This is a genomic window from Streptomyces sp. NPDC033136 (genome assembly GCF_055578235.1).
This window is the reverse complement of record NZ_JBVIPD010000003.1, coordinates 282,892-295,869: the sequence shown is the minus strand read 5'-3', so window position 1 is coordinate 295,869 and position 12,978 is coordinate 282,892. Positions and strand designations below refer to the sequence as shown.

The following is a 12,978-nucleotide window of genomic DNA, read 5'->3' as shown; positions in this document are numbered from 1 at the left end:
CCGGCCGCTCATGGGCGTCGACCCGACACGGTGATCTGGGCCGTGCGGATCGCGGCGTTCGCCGTCCCGGCGGGGAAGCGCCGCATCACGCGCGTCAGCACCCCGGCGACGAAGGCCGGCTCGCCGCCTCCGGCGCTCACACCGCCTCCCTGGACAGGTGGGCGAGCTTGTCCGGGTTGGCCACGACGTAGATGCCCCGCACCCGGTCGCCCTCCGGGGTGAGGTCCAGCACCAGGACGGCGAACGGGGCGTCGCCGTCGAACAGCACCGCCGCGTCGTCGCCGTTGACCCGCCGGTAGCGGAACACGGGGTGGCGCGGGCCGCCCCGGCCGGACCTGAGCAGCCGGGCTACCTTGTCCCGGCCGTGCACGGGGCGCAGACTCGCCGGCCTGCGCTTGCCGCCGGCGTCCGTCCACGCCGTGACGTCCGGCGCCAGGACCTCCATCAGCTCCGCGATGTCCCCGCCGAGCGCCGCTCGCACGAACCGCTCGGTCGCCTCCCGCCGCACCCGCGGATGCGCCTCGTACCGCGGCCGCCGCGCGTGCACGTGCTCCCGGGCCCGGTGCGCCAACTGCCGTACGGCGGCGGGGGAGCGGTCGATGATCTCCGCGATCTCGGCGTGCGGGTAGCCGAACACCTCACCCAGGACGAACACGGCCCGCTCCAGCGGGGTCAGCGACTCCAGAACCACCAGCATCGCCAGCGACACCGACTCGGAGCGCAGCGCCGGACCCTCGGCGGTCTCGGCGTCCTCGTCCGCGACCAGGGGCTCGGGCAGCCACGCCCCGACGTACGTCTCCTGCCTGCGGCTGATCACGGCACGGCGGCGCAGCGCGTGGTTGACCGCCACCCGCACGAGATAGGCGCGGGGATTCCCGACACCGGCCAGGGGGGCGCCCCCGCCGCGGGCCGTCCAGGACAGCCAGGTCTCCTGCAGGACGTCCTCGGTGTCGGCGACACCGCCGAGCATGTTGTAGACGACGCCGAACAGCAGCTCGCGATGGTCGACGAACACCCCGGTCGCCTCGTCGAGCGGGGCGTCGGTGCCGGGTACGGGGATCTCGGTCATGTGTGGGCCTCCCAGGGACGCGCTCACCACTGCGAGCCGGGACGGAACCCGGAATGTGACATCGCGCGGCGCGATGTGACCCACCTCTCAGCTCCCGGCCGTCCGGGAGACCTCGTCGGTACCAGCGGGCCTCCGCCTTGACCTGGGGGTATTTACGAGTCAGTACCCGAGCGGTACCGTGAAGTCATGCCAGCTCTCAACGTGGAGTTCAGCGACCGCGAACTTGAGGACCTGCGGCAGATCGCCAAGGAGCGCGGTACGTCCATGAAGGCGCTCGTGCGGGAGGCGGCCGCGGCGGACATAGCCCGGCACCGGGCCCTGCAGGAGGGCGCCGAAGCCTTCCGCCGGTTCTTCGCGACCCACGCCGACGAGTTCGCCGCCGCGTTCCCCGACGACGAACCGCCCGCCAAGGGCGAAGGGCGGGCCGCCTGACCGATGGCACCCGTCCTCCATATCGACGTGCCCTGGCTGCTGCAGCGCCACGAAGAGGTTTTGCCGGACCAGCCCACCGTCAACGACTTCTCCGCGCTGGTCGCCGCCGTCGCCCGGCACCGCGTCGACCCGCCGCGCCTCGGGGTGAACTCCGACCCGGCCTGGCGGGCCGCCGCGCTGCTGCACACCATCACCGTGCTGCGGCCACTGCCCTCGGCCAACGCCCGCTTCGCCTGTGCCACCGCCGTCGCGTACATGTTCGTCAGCGGTGCCGGCATCGACCCGCCCTACGGCGCCCTCGTCGACCTCGCCCGCGACCTGCTGTCCGGCGCGACCGACATCTACGGGGCGGCGGACCGGCTGCGTTCCTGGCAGATCTGAGGTGGATCCGAGGCAGATCCGAGGAACCCGGCTCGGGTGCCCGATTCACACGGGCCGCATGGAAATGTCGAAAACCGGTGCGAGCCACGTGCGCACGTTCCCGTTTCTGACTTTCTGTCAAAGGCGTGTATATCGCCCCCGCGCCTTGTTGGCCGTGAGGGGGTTGTGCCAGAGTGCACCACACGTGCGGGGGGGAATGGCCGGGTGTCGCACGTGATTCGCAGACCGGGTCCGATTCACCACCAATGAATTCGCACCTCCCGCGCCGCGCCAAAGAGGTACGCACCAACCGGGCCTCCTTTTCCGGCGCCAGGACTTCTGTGTGTCACATGCGTGGGAAGGAACCATCTCAGTGCCCACCCCCCACCCCCCTCGTCCCCCGTATCCCCCGCCCGGCGGGGATCCCGGGGACTCCGACGAAAGCCTCGCCGCCCCGCTGAGAGGCAGACCGGAGGGCGAGGTCGCCGCCCATTCCGTCGCGCTGCTGATGGCGCGGCACTGGCAGCCGGTGCACGACTACGCGGTCATCTGTCTCGCCTCGTCGGCGCAGGTCGCCGCGATGGTCACAGGGACCGCCTTCCACCGGACCCTCAACCGCCTCGCCTTCGGGGAGTCGGCCGTCGCGCTGCGTCCGGCCCTGCTGGTGACCGTGCGCGACACGATCCGCGAGTGGTCCGGCGACGATCGAATATCGGCTGTTCTGCCCGCGTTGCAGAAACCGGCCGGAGGACGCGGACTGCGCGCGGCGACCTCCATGACCCCCGAAAACCGCACCCTCGCGGAGCGGGCATTCCAGGCACTTCCCGCACCCGCGCGCTGTTTGCTGTGGCATGTCGAGGTCGAGGCAGATCCTTTAAGCGTTCCGGCCGGACTGCTGGGCATGGATACCGACGTCGCGTCGGCAGCCCTCGAACAGGCACGGGCCGCATTCCGGGATGGCTGTGTACATGCCCATCGCGAACTCGCGCCGACCCAGGATTGCCGGTTCTACAACCGTCTGCTCGATGTCCCGATCCGCCGGGGCGGCGCCCTGCTGCCGGATGTCCAGGAGCATCTGACGGAGTGCCGCTACTGCCGGAACGCGGCCGAGCAACTGAGCCACTTCGAGGGCCCGCTGGGCCCGCTGATCGCCGAAGCGGTGCTCGGCTGGGGCGCCCGCCGCTACCTCGACTCCCGTCCGGGCCGGGCCTCGCCCGCCACCCGGGGCGGTCGCGCGGGCCGGCGCGGCGGCGGGCGGCACGGGCTGCTGTCCCGGATCCCCCTGCCCGCGCGCCGGGGCGCGGGCGCCCGGATGCCTCGGGCGCCGCGCTCCTCGAGGGCGCTGCTCTCGGGCGTCGGCGCGGTGTCGGCCGGGGTACTGGCGACCGTGCTCATCATCAGCGCACAGTCGTACGACGGCGGGGAGGCCGACCCGGCCGGCTCCAACAGCGCTGCCGGCGGCAAGGGTCCGACGTCGGCGACGCCGCCCGACACGGCCGGACTCCCCACGGCTCCCGGTGTGACGCGGCTGCGCAACGTGGGCGCCGACCTGTGCCTCGACATCCGGGACCTGCCGAAGGAGGGCGCGGCGACGAAGCTGGCGCAGTGCTCGGCCGTGTGGACCCAGCAGTGGACGTACGAGGACGACGGGCTGCTGCGCAGCGTCGCCGACCCCGGGCTCTGCGTGGACTCCCACAAGGACGCGGGCGTCGTGGTCCTCGGCACCTGCGCCGACGAGAATGCCGAGCGGGGCGACGACGTGCGCTACGACCTCACCGTGCAGGGCGGGTTGCTGCCCCGCTGGGACGAGCAGCTCGCCCTCGCCGCCACGAACGACGAACCGGACGCCGACATCGTGGTCAAGGTCCGCGACCGCTCCGACGCCCAGCGCTGGCTGTCCGAGCCGGTGCCGGAGACGGCGGGTTCCCTGTCGATCGAGGAGCACGAGGATCCGGCGGCCCGGCAGGTGACCCTGCCCCACGGCTGGACGGCGTGACCACGGGCCCCGGGGCCTGGGCGGGGCCGCGCGGCGCACGCGTCGCGCAGCCCCGCCTGTCAGGCCCGGGTCCTCGACGAGGTCCGCCGGGCCGATCGTGCTCGGGCCGGCATGGCCCGACAGGGCGAGGTGAGATCGAGTTCGGCCGGCAGACAGTGGATGACGTGCTCCGCTCCCGGCTGCCCGTCGGGCCCGAGGTCGTAGACGTACGGGCGGCCGACCAGGACGGCGCGGGCGCCGAGGGCGAGCGCTTCGACGATGTCGTCGCCGGTGCGGATGCCGCTTCGAAGAGGACGGCGAGCCGGTCGCCGACGGCCTCCACCACGCGGGGCAACGCGTCGGCCGCCGCGACGGAGCCGGCCACCTGCCGGCCGCCGTGGTCCGACACGACTGCCCCGTCCATGCCCGCGTCGGCCGCCAGCCGGGCGTCGTCCGGGTGCAGGACGCCCTTGGCACGGAGCGCCGGTTCAGGATCCCCCGGCCGACGCGCGCAGGACTCGGGCCAGTTCACGCGGCTGGGAGAACATCGGCCAGTGGCCGGTGTCCATCGTCACCAGCTCCCAGTGGTCGCTCTCGAGGAGCGCGGCCACCGCGGGCATCGGCTCGTCCCCGTCGAGCAGGCACTTCACATACGTCGCCGGCAGCTCGCCCAAGGGGCGGGCCAGGACGGCCGGTTCGGTGAGCGTGGCGCCCGGGTGCGGCGTCGAGCCGACGATCCGGGCGATCTGCGCGTCCGTCAGGCCCTGCCCCGTGTAGTCCTCCGCGCCGAGTGGCGGCCAGTACCCCGCGTGGCCGTCGATCGCCTGCCGGACATGGCCGCTGGGCCAGCCGGACAGGAACGACTCCCCGGCCACCGGCACGTTCGCGTCGACGAACACCACGCGCCGCAGCCGGTCGCCGATCCGCTCGGCGGCCTGCCCCACCGGGATGCCCGCGTAGCTGTGTCCCACGAGGACGACGTCGTGCAGGCCGAGGCGCTCCACCTCCTCGACGATGTCCCGGACATGCGTCTGCTGCCCGGCCGGCACACCCTGCTTCTCGGCGAGGCCCGACAGCGTCAGCGGATGGACCTCGTGCCCGGCGCCGCGCAGTTCCGCGGCCACCTCGTCCCACGCCCACGCCTCGAGCCACGTCCCTGCCACCAGTAGGAAGTCGGTCATGCCGGCAACTTAGCCGAGGGGTACGACAACGCCCCCTCGGTCACTCCTCGTCATCCGCGCCCGGCGTGCGGTCCGACTCGGTGTCCGGCCCCTGCTCCCGTACCCGCTGCACGTGTTCCAGGGAGTCGCGCAACTCCGCCAGCCAGTCGTCCGTATGACGCTGGACCAGGCGTACGCACCAGGCCAGCGCGTCGCTGCGGCTGCGGGCGACGCCGCCTGCGATCAGGGTGTCGAGGACCTGGCGCTCCGGCTGCCGCAGCCGCGTCATGACGGGCGCGGCCACATGCGTGAAGAGAGCACGCCGTCCGCCGCACTCCACGCCCCAGGACACCTTGCGGCGGTACCGGTGCTCGGCCTCCCGGGCCACCGCCATCCGGTCCTCGCGGGTGCGCTCCCGGAATTCGCGCACCCGGCTCTCCAGGGCCGCCTCCCGTTCGGTGGCCAGCGCGGCCTTGGCCAGCCGGGGTTCGGGGATGCGGCCGATCACGGTGATCTCCTCGCGGTCGACCGTGATCTCGGTCAGTTCCTCGAAGAGGTCGTCGGGGAGGCGGCCGGTGAACCAGCCGCGCAGTTTCTCTCGCTGCTCGTTCGTCATCATGTAATGACGATTACGCGGCCGGAGCATGAACGCAAGCGGTTGCAAAGTGGTCGTCCGAGAGCGGATTCGGAATGTTTCAGGCCTATTAACGAACGCACCAGAATCAGCCATCTGGCCGCTTCGTACCCCCGGAGGCCGTGCGGTTACGGGCTTCCTCCGTGCGGGTTCCGTAACTTCACGCCACTGATTCAATACGCAATGTTACTGAAACCCGTGGGGTCGATGTGTGTTTCGGCGGCGGACTCGGCAGACTCGCGCTCGCCGCCCCGGGCGCCGACCGGGCACGGGCCGGCACACGTTGTAATCGAGCGGAAGGATGCACACAATGCGGACCCCCGCGCGCTGGGCCATGACTCTCGGACTGACGGCCACCGCCGTCTGCGGACCCCTCTCCGGGGCCGCGCTCGCCGACCCGGGTCAGGCCCCCACCGCGCTCTACGCCCCGTCGGCCCTCGTTCTCACGGTGGGCCACGGCGAGAGCGCGATCGCCGCGACCCCGGAACGCGCGGTCACCCTGACCTGTGCCCCGAGGCCCTCGGGGACGCACCCCGCCGCCGGCCCGGCCTGCGCTGAACTGCGCGGCGTCGGCGGCGACTTCGACGCCCTGACCGCCAAGGAGGGCGTGATGTGCACCAAGCAGTACGACCCGGTGGTCGTCACCGTCGCCGGTGTCTGGCAGGGGCAGCGCGTCTCCTACGAGCGCACCTTCTCCAACGAGTGCATGAAGAACGCCTACGGCACGGGCGTCTTCTCCTTCTAGGGCAGCACTCCCATGGACCGGGATCGCGCTGTTCCCGTGAGGCACAGCGGACCGTGGCTGGGGAGCCGGGCCGCTGTCACGGGACGCCGTGATCTCGCACAAGGGGGCCGGCGGGCGGAGTGGGGCCGCCCGCCGGCCCCTGGGCGTTGCCTGGCCCCGGGCCTCGGGGCCTGCGCATCACGCCCGGTCGCGGTGGCTCGTGTCGCACCACGGATAGCGGCGGCTGCGGCGGCAGGTGCACAGGGCCACGCGGAAGCGGTCGGAGGTGACGATGGATCCGTCCTCCAGTTCCACTTCCACCGGGCCCTCCATCAGTAGCGGCCCCTTGCGCTGGACGGAGACGCGGCGCGGGGCCCCGGAGCGGTCAGACGGGGAGTTCGGCACGGACGACCACCAGCTCTTCCTCGTTCTCGGTGGCGGACAGCAGTCCCCGCTCCCGAAGCCAGCGTTCCCGGCCGCGCAGCACGGGGCCGAACGCGATCCGGTGCCGGCGGGTCACCGCGGCCTTCAGGCCGGCCGCGCGCAGCCGCCCGGCCGTGAGGTCCGGGTCGCTCAGCGCCGACTGTACGAGCAGGAGCACCCCGCCCGGCCGCAGCAGTGCCGGTGCCTCCCGGCAGAGCCGGTCGACGACCAGCCGTCCGTCGCCGCCCGCGTCCCAGGCCCGGGCCGCGCCGCGCGGCCTGCGACGGCAGTCCGGAGCCGGCACGTACGGCGGATTGGCCAGGATGAGGTCAAACGTTTCGCCACGCACGGGACCGAAGAGGTTCCCGTGCCGGATGCGGACCGTGAGACCCGCCAGCCGGGCGTTCAGCCGGGCTGCCAGCACGGCACCCCAGGACACGTCGACGGCGGTCACACGCAGGCCGCGGCGCGCGGCCTCCAGAGCCAGGGCGCCGGACCCGGTGCCCACATCGAGTACCTCCGCGCCCGGAGGCAGCGGCTCGTCGGACAGGGCACCGGCCAGCAGCTCGGTGTCTTCCTGTGGGGCGTACACGCCCGGGAGTACCAGTGGATTCACGGCACGCCGGGTACCCCGGCCTTCAGGAGATATGGGTTGTTTCCTGGGCAAACGGTTCACGCAGTGACGAACGTGATGCGCGCCAGTCGGTGAGCAGCCGGGCGCCGAAGCGTTCCTCGACGAACTCGGTGGCGTCGATCCCGAAGGCGACGTCCGGGGCGAGGTGCGGCTCCCGCTCCAGCAGGCCGCCGATGACGTCGTGGCGCACCACCTGCTCGTGGACCGCGTCGGCCTCGACGTGCTCGTCGTAGAAGTGCTCGGCTGCGGGCCCGGCGCCGGTGCGGCGCATCGCCTCGGCGAGCCGCCGCGATCCCGGTGACGAGGTGATCTCGACCGTCGCGAAGTGGCCCACCAAGGCGCCTCTGAGGGCCCGGTGCAGGCCGAAGAGGGACATCATGTTCACGGTGACCAGGGCCTCGGCCGACGCGGCGCCGAGGTAGCGGCCGTACGTCGTGTCCAGGCCCAGGTCCGCCATCAGGTCGGCGAACAGGCGGGCGTGCACCCGGTCGGCGCGGCCGCCGCCCCACTCGTCGAACTCCACCGCCGCCATCGCCGCCTTGGCCCGGCCCCACAGCCGCGGCAGGACCCAGGCGTGCGGGTCCGCCTCCTTCAAGTGGTACAGGGAGCGCTGTGCCGCGTACTCGCGCAGGTGCCACAGCTCGCCCTCGTCGCGCAGGAAGTGGCTGACGCCGGTGCCGTCGACGGGCTCGACGAGGAGGCCGGCCAGCGCCTCCTCGACGCTGTCGTGGGTCCGGGTGTCGGCGCGCAGGGCGGACAGGAAGCGGTCTTCCATGGCCGCGCGGACGCGCAGCAGGCCGGGGTCCCACTCGTGCTCGGGGGGTACGCCCGCGTAGCCGCGGTAGTGCAGCTCGTAGCAGAGGTAGAGGGCGAGCTGGAGATCGTCGCCGTACACCTCGGCGCGGGCGACCTCCTCGAGGCGGGGCAGCCGGCCCGCACCCCGCAGATACGCCCCGACACCCCTGCTCAGCGGACCGCGCGGGGTGGGCAGTCGTGGTCCATCGTGCTCCATGCGCGCCGAGTACCCGGTTGGGGCACAAGGTCACCGAAGGAGCCGGAGATCCTGGTCATGGCCCTGCGTGCGGGTGAAGGCGTGGCGCGGGCCCGGGCCGCCCGCGGTAGCTCCGTCCGCAGCCGCCGGCAGCCCGGGCCCATCCCGGTCATCCCTCGTTCAGTCCCCTTCGGACTCCTCCTGGGCGCGTACGTTGGGAGTGATGGCCTCACCGGCCTCGCCTCGGTGGTGTCGCTGTTCGGCGGAGTCCGGGGTGCGCGTCTCGGCGTCCTCGATCTCGTGCAGGACCTCCTCGAACGCCGTCCGGGGCTGCTCGCCGGAGCTGTCGCGGTGCTCGTCGTGGGACACAAGGTCTCCTTTCCTGCGTGCGGTACGGGAACCGTTCCTGGGTTCGGTCGGGGGACCGCTCAGTTCGAGCCGGTCGCTATGCGCAGCGGCACCGGGTCGGGAGGGGCCGTCTCCTCCTCACGGTGAGCGACCTCCGCCCACCAGGACGGTCCGTCCTCGATGTGCCGCAGCAGCACGCCCTCGCGGATCGCCCAGGGGCAGATGGTGACCGACCTGATACCGGTCAGTTTCATCGCGGTGTGCCCGACGACCGCGCCGGCCAGGCTCTGGGCGGCCCGGGGCGCGGAGATGCCGGGCAGGCGGGCGCGTTCCTTGGCGGGCAGGGCGGCCAGCTGCGTGATCGCCTCGCGCAGTTCCGAGCGGGGCATCTCCCGGTCGACGAACGGCCCGCGCCGTCCGGGCGCGGCACCGCACAGCCGTCCCAGCTGCTGGAACGTGCGGGAGGTGGCGACCGCGGTGCGCGGCCCCTCCCAGCGGATCCGGGCCGCGACGTCCCGCAGCTGGTGGCGGACCTTGCGGCGCAGCGCCCGTACCCGCTCCGGTGACGGCGGGTCCTCGTCCGCGAAGAACTCGTGGGTGAGCCGCCGCGCGCCCAGCGGCAGCGAGGCCACGAAGTCGGGCAGCCGGCCGCGTCCGAAGGCGACCTCCAGGGTGCCGCCGCCGATGTCGAGCAGGGCGAGCGGCCCCGAGCGCCAGCCCATCCACCGCCGGGCCCCGAGGAACGTCAGTTCGGCCTCGACCTCACCGGGCAGGGTGCACAGGTCGACGCCGGTCCGGGACCGGACGGTCTGCAGCACCTCGTGCCGGTTCGGCGCGTTGCGCACCACGGCGGTCGCGAAGGCCAGGGGGCCGGACGCACCCCACCGGGTGGCGGTCCGGCTCGCGTCGGCGACCGCCTCGACGAGCTGTTCCACGGCCTGCTCCGGGATGGGTCCCCCCGGTGTGACCTGCTCGGACAGCCTGAGCCGCCACTTGGCGGTGTGCACGGGCAGCGGTACCCCGTCCGCCGCGTCGGCGACCACAAGTCTGACCGTGTTCGATCCCACATCCACCACGCTGATTCGCATGGGCCGTGGGTACCCATTTCCGCGCCGGATCAACGGAACGGCGCGTGTACCAGGGCGAAGATGCGCCACCGGGCAGAGGGGAGAGGGACCGACGCGTCATTGCGCACGGCGCCCCCCGGGGCCTCACCGGTGACCTGCCGCGCCGGACGCCCGGGCGCGCGGCGCGCGGCAGGTCACCGCTCCGCACGCCGGTGCCGAGGCGCCCTGGAAGGGGTACCGCACCGCCTGCGCCGCCGCGCGGGCCCCCTTTGGCGTCCCGGTGCCCGGACAGGCCTGGGCCGTCACGTCATCTGACGCCGTACCAGCTCGTGCAGCCGCCCGTTGGTGTCGGCGAGCAGCTGCGCGGGCGGGCCCTGCTGGATGACCTTTCCGTCCTCCATCACCACGACCCGGTCGGCGTCCATCACCGTCGACAGCCGGTGCGCGATGACGACCCGGGTGGCGTTGAGGGCCTTGGTGCTCTCGATGACCGTGCGCTGCGTCTCGTTGTCGAGGGCGCTGGTCGCCTCGTCGAAGAAGAGGATGCGCGGCCGGCGGATCAGGGCCTGGGCGATCATCAACCGCTGGCGCTGACCGCCGGAGACGGCACCGCTGCTGGAGACGATGGTGTGCAGGCCCATCGGCATGCGCTTGATGTCCTCGGCGAGCCCGGCCATCTCTGCCGCCGCCATGGCCTCCTCCGGCGTGTACGCCTCGGTGCCGCAGATGACGTCCAGGATCGAGCCGGTGAACGGCTGCGCGTGCTGCAGCACCACACCGCACTGGCGGCGCACCGCCGACTGGTCGAGGGCCGCCAGGTCCTGACCGTCGTACAGCACGCTGCCCGACACGGGCCGGTCGAAGCCGATCAGCAGGCGCAGCAGCGTCGACTTGCCGCAGCCGCTCGGGCCGACGACCGCGACGAACTCGCCCGGCCGCGCCTCGAAGGACACGTCGTCCAGGACCAGCGGACCGTCGTCGGAGTACCGGAAGGACACCCGCCGCGCCTCGATCGCCCCGGTCAGCGGACCCGGGCGGGTGCTCGCCGCGCGCACCTCGGGTGTGGCGTCCAGCACCGGCTTGATCTGTTCGAACAGCGGCAGCGCGGCCACCGCCGAGACGAACGCGCCCGTCAGCTGCGTGACGGAGGTCAGCAGCATCGTCACCGAGGTGTTGAAGGTGAGGAACGCGGCCGCCGACATCGAGCCCCGGGCCGGACCGGCCAGCAGCATGAACATCAGCAGGGTGCACAGCGGCAGGTACACCGCCCCCAGCACGCTCGTGAGGTTCTTGATACCGCCGACCTTCTGCTGGAGCTCACGGCTGCGCGCGAACTGCGCCGCCCACGCGGCGTACGCGTAGTTCTCAGCGGCGGCCACCCGCAGCTTGGGCAGGCCGCGCAGGGTCTGGAACGCCTGGTTGTTCAGCTTGTTGGAGAGCACCACCAGCCGCCGCTGCCAGCGCACCTGCCACAGTCCGAGCCCCAGGAACACGGCCGCGATGACGACGAGCATGCCGATCGCGGCCATCGCCATCGGCACGCTGAACCACAGCAGCAGCCCGAGGTTCATCGCCCCGACGGTCACCGACTGGGCGACCGTCGGACCGACCCCCGCCAGCAGCCGGCGGATCGAGCTGATGCCCATGGCCGCGCTGGCCAGTTCGCCCGTGGAGCGCTCGGTGAAGAACTTCGTCGGCAGTCTGAGCAGCCGGTCCCACACGGCCGGCTGGAGCGTGGCCTCGATCCGGCCCTCCAGCCGCAGGATGGTCAGGTTCTGCAGCAGCATGAAGGCCGCCGCCACCACGCTGCTGAGCATCACCGCCAGACACACCTGCACGATCAGGTCCGTCTGCGCCTTCGGCACGAACTCGCCGAGCACCTTGCCGGTCGCGATGGGCACCAGCGCCCCGATCGCCACCGTGACCAGACCGCTGAGCAGCAGGCCGGTGAGGTCACCGCGCATGCCCTGCACGCAGAACCGCAGCAGCCGCAGCGGACTGAGCCCCCGCTCGGGCAGCGGACGGTAGAACATCACCGCGCGCGGCTCGAACTCCTCGGCGTTGGCCTTCTCGACCGGCGTCTCACGCCCGGTCGACGGATGGACGGCGACGTATCCGCCGCGCCGCCACAGCAGTGCCACCGGCGCCCCGGACAGGGCCCGCTGTCCGACCAGCGGCCCGACGTTCTCCCGCCACCAGCGGCCGTCCAGCCGTACCGCCCGGGTGCGGACGCGCGAGGCCAGGGCGATCTGCTCGACCGGGTCGAGATGGTCGCCGCCCGTGCCCTTCTGGGTGGGCTCGGTGAGGCCGATCCCGGCCGCCTGCCCGACCAGCCTGCACGCCGCGTAGGTGGCGTCGGCGTCGGCCGCGGTGGTCCGCTTCGACGACCGCTTGCCGATGGAGGCGAGCAGGGTCCGGTCGGCCTGGGCGCGCACCGCCTCACCGGCCTTTATGCCCTCGGCCGTGCGCGTCTCGTGGGTGCGTTCCAGCTGCTCGATCCAGCGGTCCAGCGTGGTCAGCAGCCGGTACTGCTGGTCGACCACGGACTGCCACAGCGCGGGGTCCATCAGCAGGTCGGACGCAGCCTCGGCGCCGTACAGCGAGCCGTACTGCACGCTGCCGGGCGGCACCTGCATCCAGAACACGTCGTCGTCCTCCCCCACGCTCGAATACGCTCGCGCGGGGGGACCCCCATGTGCCGCCGCCCGCTCGGTGGCCATCGGCGCCTGGAAGAGGATCGACAGGCTGCGGCCGACACCGAGGGCGAACGCGTACTCCAGGGGGCTCGTCGTCGGCGGCACGTACTGCGGGTTGCCGTACTCGTCGTACGACCAGGTCGCGGTGCCGGCGGGCTGGTACAGCTCGCGCAGGCCGATGCGGTGCACCACGCAGTCCCGCAGCGGGCGGGCCACCAGCGTGTGCTGCGGACCCGGCACCGGGCCGAGCACCAGCGAGCCCGCCTCCAGCCGGCCGAGGTGGTGCCAGTGGCCCTGCCGGCCGGCGTCGACCGCGAACAGGTCGACGGCGCCCGCCGCGACCAGCCACAGCACCTGCGGTCCCTCCAGGTCCAGCCGGTTGAACCCGGCGCAGTCGATGCGCGAGCCCATCTGCCCGAAGGCGCCCAGGACGAGGTCGCCCTCGTGCCCCTGAACGGTCGTCAT

At 72.7% G+C, this 12,978-nt stretch carries 14 protein-coding genes and 1 pseudogene; 4 read left to right on the top strand and 11 right to left on the bottom strand.

Features of this window, described 5'->3' with window-relative positions; all coding sequences use genetic code 11:
- Positions 1 to 8: 8 nt before the first annotated feature.
- Together ACZ5TL_RS07035 and ACZ5TL_RS07030 are read right to left on the bottom strand one after the other, a co-directional pair.
- Positions 9 to 140 (bottom strand): hypothetical protein, encoded by a 132-nt coding sequence (locus ACZ5TL_RS07035; RefSeq protein WP_468588345.1) that lies wholly within the window; start codon positions 138 to 140, stop codon positions 9 to 11.
- Positions 137 to 1,069 (bottom strand): sigma-70 family RNA polymerase sigma factor, encoded by a 933-nt coding sequence (locus ACZ5TL_RS07030; protein WP_468588344.1) that lies wholly within the window; start codon positions 1,067 to 1,069, stop codon positions 137 to 139. Before ACZ5TL_RS07030 ends, ACZ5TL_RS07035 begins: the two co-directional genes overlap by 4 nt.
- A 186-nt stretch (positions 1,070 to 1,255) precedes the next feature.
- On the opposite strand from ACZ5TL_RS07030, the gene ACZ5TL_RS07025 reads away from it, so the two are divergent.
- The 3 genes from ACZ5TL_RS07025 (at position 1,256) to ACZ5TL_RS07015 (ending at position 3,857) form a co-directional block, all read left to right on the top strand.
- Entirely contained in the window at positions 1,256 to 1,501 is a 246-nt protein-coding gene (locus ACZ5TL_RS07025; protein WP_030845137.1) for a hypothetical protein, read from the top strand.
- A 3-nt stretch (positions 1,502 to 1,504) separates the two neighbouring features.
- On the top strand, positions 1,505 to 1,882 hold the full coding sequence (locus ACZ5TL_RS07020; protein ID WP_468588343.1) for a toxin Doc: 378 nt from the start codon (positions 1,505 to 1,507) through the stop codon (positions 1,880 to 1,882).
- Positions 1,883 to 2,234: 352 nt separating this feature from the next.
- The gene (locus tag ACZ5TL_RS07015; protein ID WP_468588342.1) at positions 2,235 to 3,857 is read left to right on the top strand and encodes an RICIN domain-containing protein; all 1,623 of its coding nucleotides are present in this window, start codon (positions 2,235 to 2,237) and stop codon (positions 3,855 to 3,857) included.
- Between the two features lie 66 nt (positions 3,858 to 3,923).
- On the opposite strand, the pseudogene ACZ5TL_RS07010 reads toward ACZ5TL_RS07015, so the two are convergent.
- The 3 genes and pseudogenes from ACZ5TL_RS07010 to ACZ5TL_RS07000 form a co-directional block, all read right to left on the bottom strand.
- Positions 3,924 to 4,311, bottom strand: a pseudogene (locus ACZ5TL_RS07010) (alpha-hydroxy-acid oxidizing protein); the annotation flags it as partial.
- Positions 4,312 to 4,324: 13 nt separating this feature from the next.
- On the bottom strand, positions 4,325 to 5,017 hold the full coding sequence (locus tag ACZ5TL_RS07005; protein WP_468588341.1) for an alpha/beta fold hydrolase: 693 nt from the start codon (positions 5,015 to 5,017) through the stop codon (positions 4,325 to 4,327).
- A 40-nt stretch (positions 5,018 to 5,057) separates the two neighbouring features.
- On the bottom strand, positions 5,058 to 5,615 hold the full coding sequence (locus tag ACZ5TL_RS07000; protein ID WP_468588340.1) for a hypothetical protein: 558 nt from the start codon (positions 5,613 to 5,615) through the stop codon (positions 5,058 to 5,060).
- 325 nt (positions 5,616 to 5,940) lie between these two features.
- Between ACZ5TL_RS07000 and ACZ5TL_RS06995 the strand changes: the two genes are divergently transcribed.
- Entirely contained in the window at positions 5,941 to 6,375 is a 435-nt protein-coding gene (locus tag ACZ5TL_RS06995) for a protease inhibitor (protein ID WP_468588339.1), read from the top strand.
- Between the two features lie 177 nt (positions 6,376 to 6,552).
- Here the strand turns inward: ACZ5TL_RS06995 and ACZ5TL_RS06990 are convergent, their stop codons facing one another.
- The 6 genes from ACZ5TL_RS06990 to ACZ5TL_RS06965 all read right to left on the bottom strand — a co-directional run bounded on the left by ACZ5TL_RS06990 (position 6,553) and on the right by ACZ5TL_RS06965 (position 12,978).
- Positions 6,553 to 6,759, bottom strand: a complete 207-nt coding sequence (locus ACZ5TL_RS06990) for a CDGSH iron-sulfur domain-containing protein (protein ID WP_468588338.1) — start codon at positions 6,757 to 6,759, stop codon at positions 6,553 to 6,555.
- Positions 6,740 to 7,393 (bottom strand): HemK2/MTQ2 family protein methyltransferase, encoded by a 654-nt coding sequence (locus tag ACZ5TL_RS06985; RefSeq protein ID WP_468588337.1) that lies wholly within the window; start codon positions 7,391 to 7,393, stop codon positions 6,740 to 6,742. The genes ACZ5TL_RS06990 and ACZ5TL_RS06985 overlap by 20 nt, the downstream gene beginning before the upstream one ends.
- Before the next feature lie 22 nt (positions 7,394 to 7,415).
- A complete protein-coding gene (locus tag ACZ5TL_RS06980; RefSeq protein WP_468588336.1) occupies positions 7,416 to 8,423 on the bottom strand; it encodes an iron-containing redox enzyme family protein in 1,008 nt (335 codons plus the stop codon).
- A 159-nt stretch (positions 8,424 to 8,582) separates the two neighbouring features.
- Entirely contained in the window at positions 8,583 to 8,771 is a 189-nt protein-coding gene (locus tag ACZ5TL_RS06975) for a hypothetical protein (RefSeq protein ID WP_468588335.1), read from the bottom strand.
- Positions 8,772 to 8,830: 59 nt separating this feature from the next.
- Positions 8,831 to 9,838 (bottom strand): Ppx/GppA family phosphatase, encoded by a 1,008-nt coding sequence (locus ACZ5TL_RS06970; RefSeq protein ID WP_468588334.1) that lies wholly within the window; start codon positions 9,836 to 9,838, stop codon positions 8,831 to 8,833.
- 281 nt (positions 9,839 to 10,119) lie between these two features.
- Positions 10,120 to 12,978, bottom strand: a complete 2,859-nt coding sequence (locus tag ACZ5TL_RS06965; RefSeq protein ID WP_468588333.1) for an NHLP bacteriocin export ABC transporter permease/ATPase subunit — start codon at positions 12,976 to 12,978, stop codon at positions 10,120 to 10,122.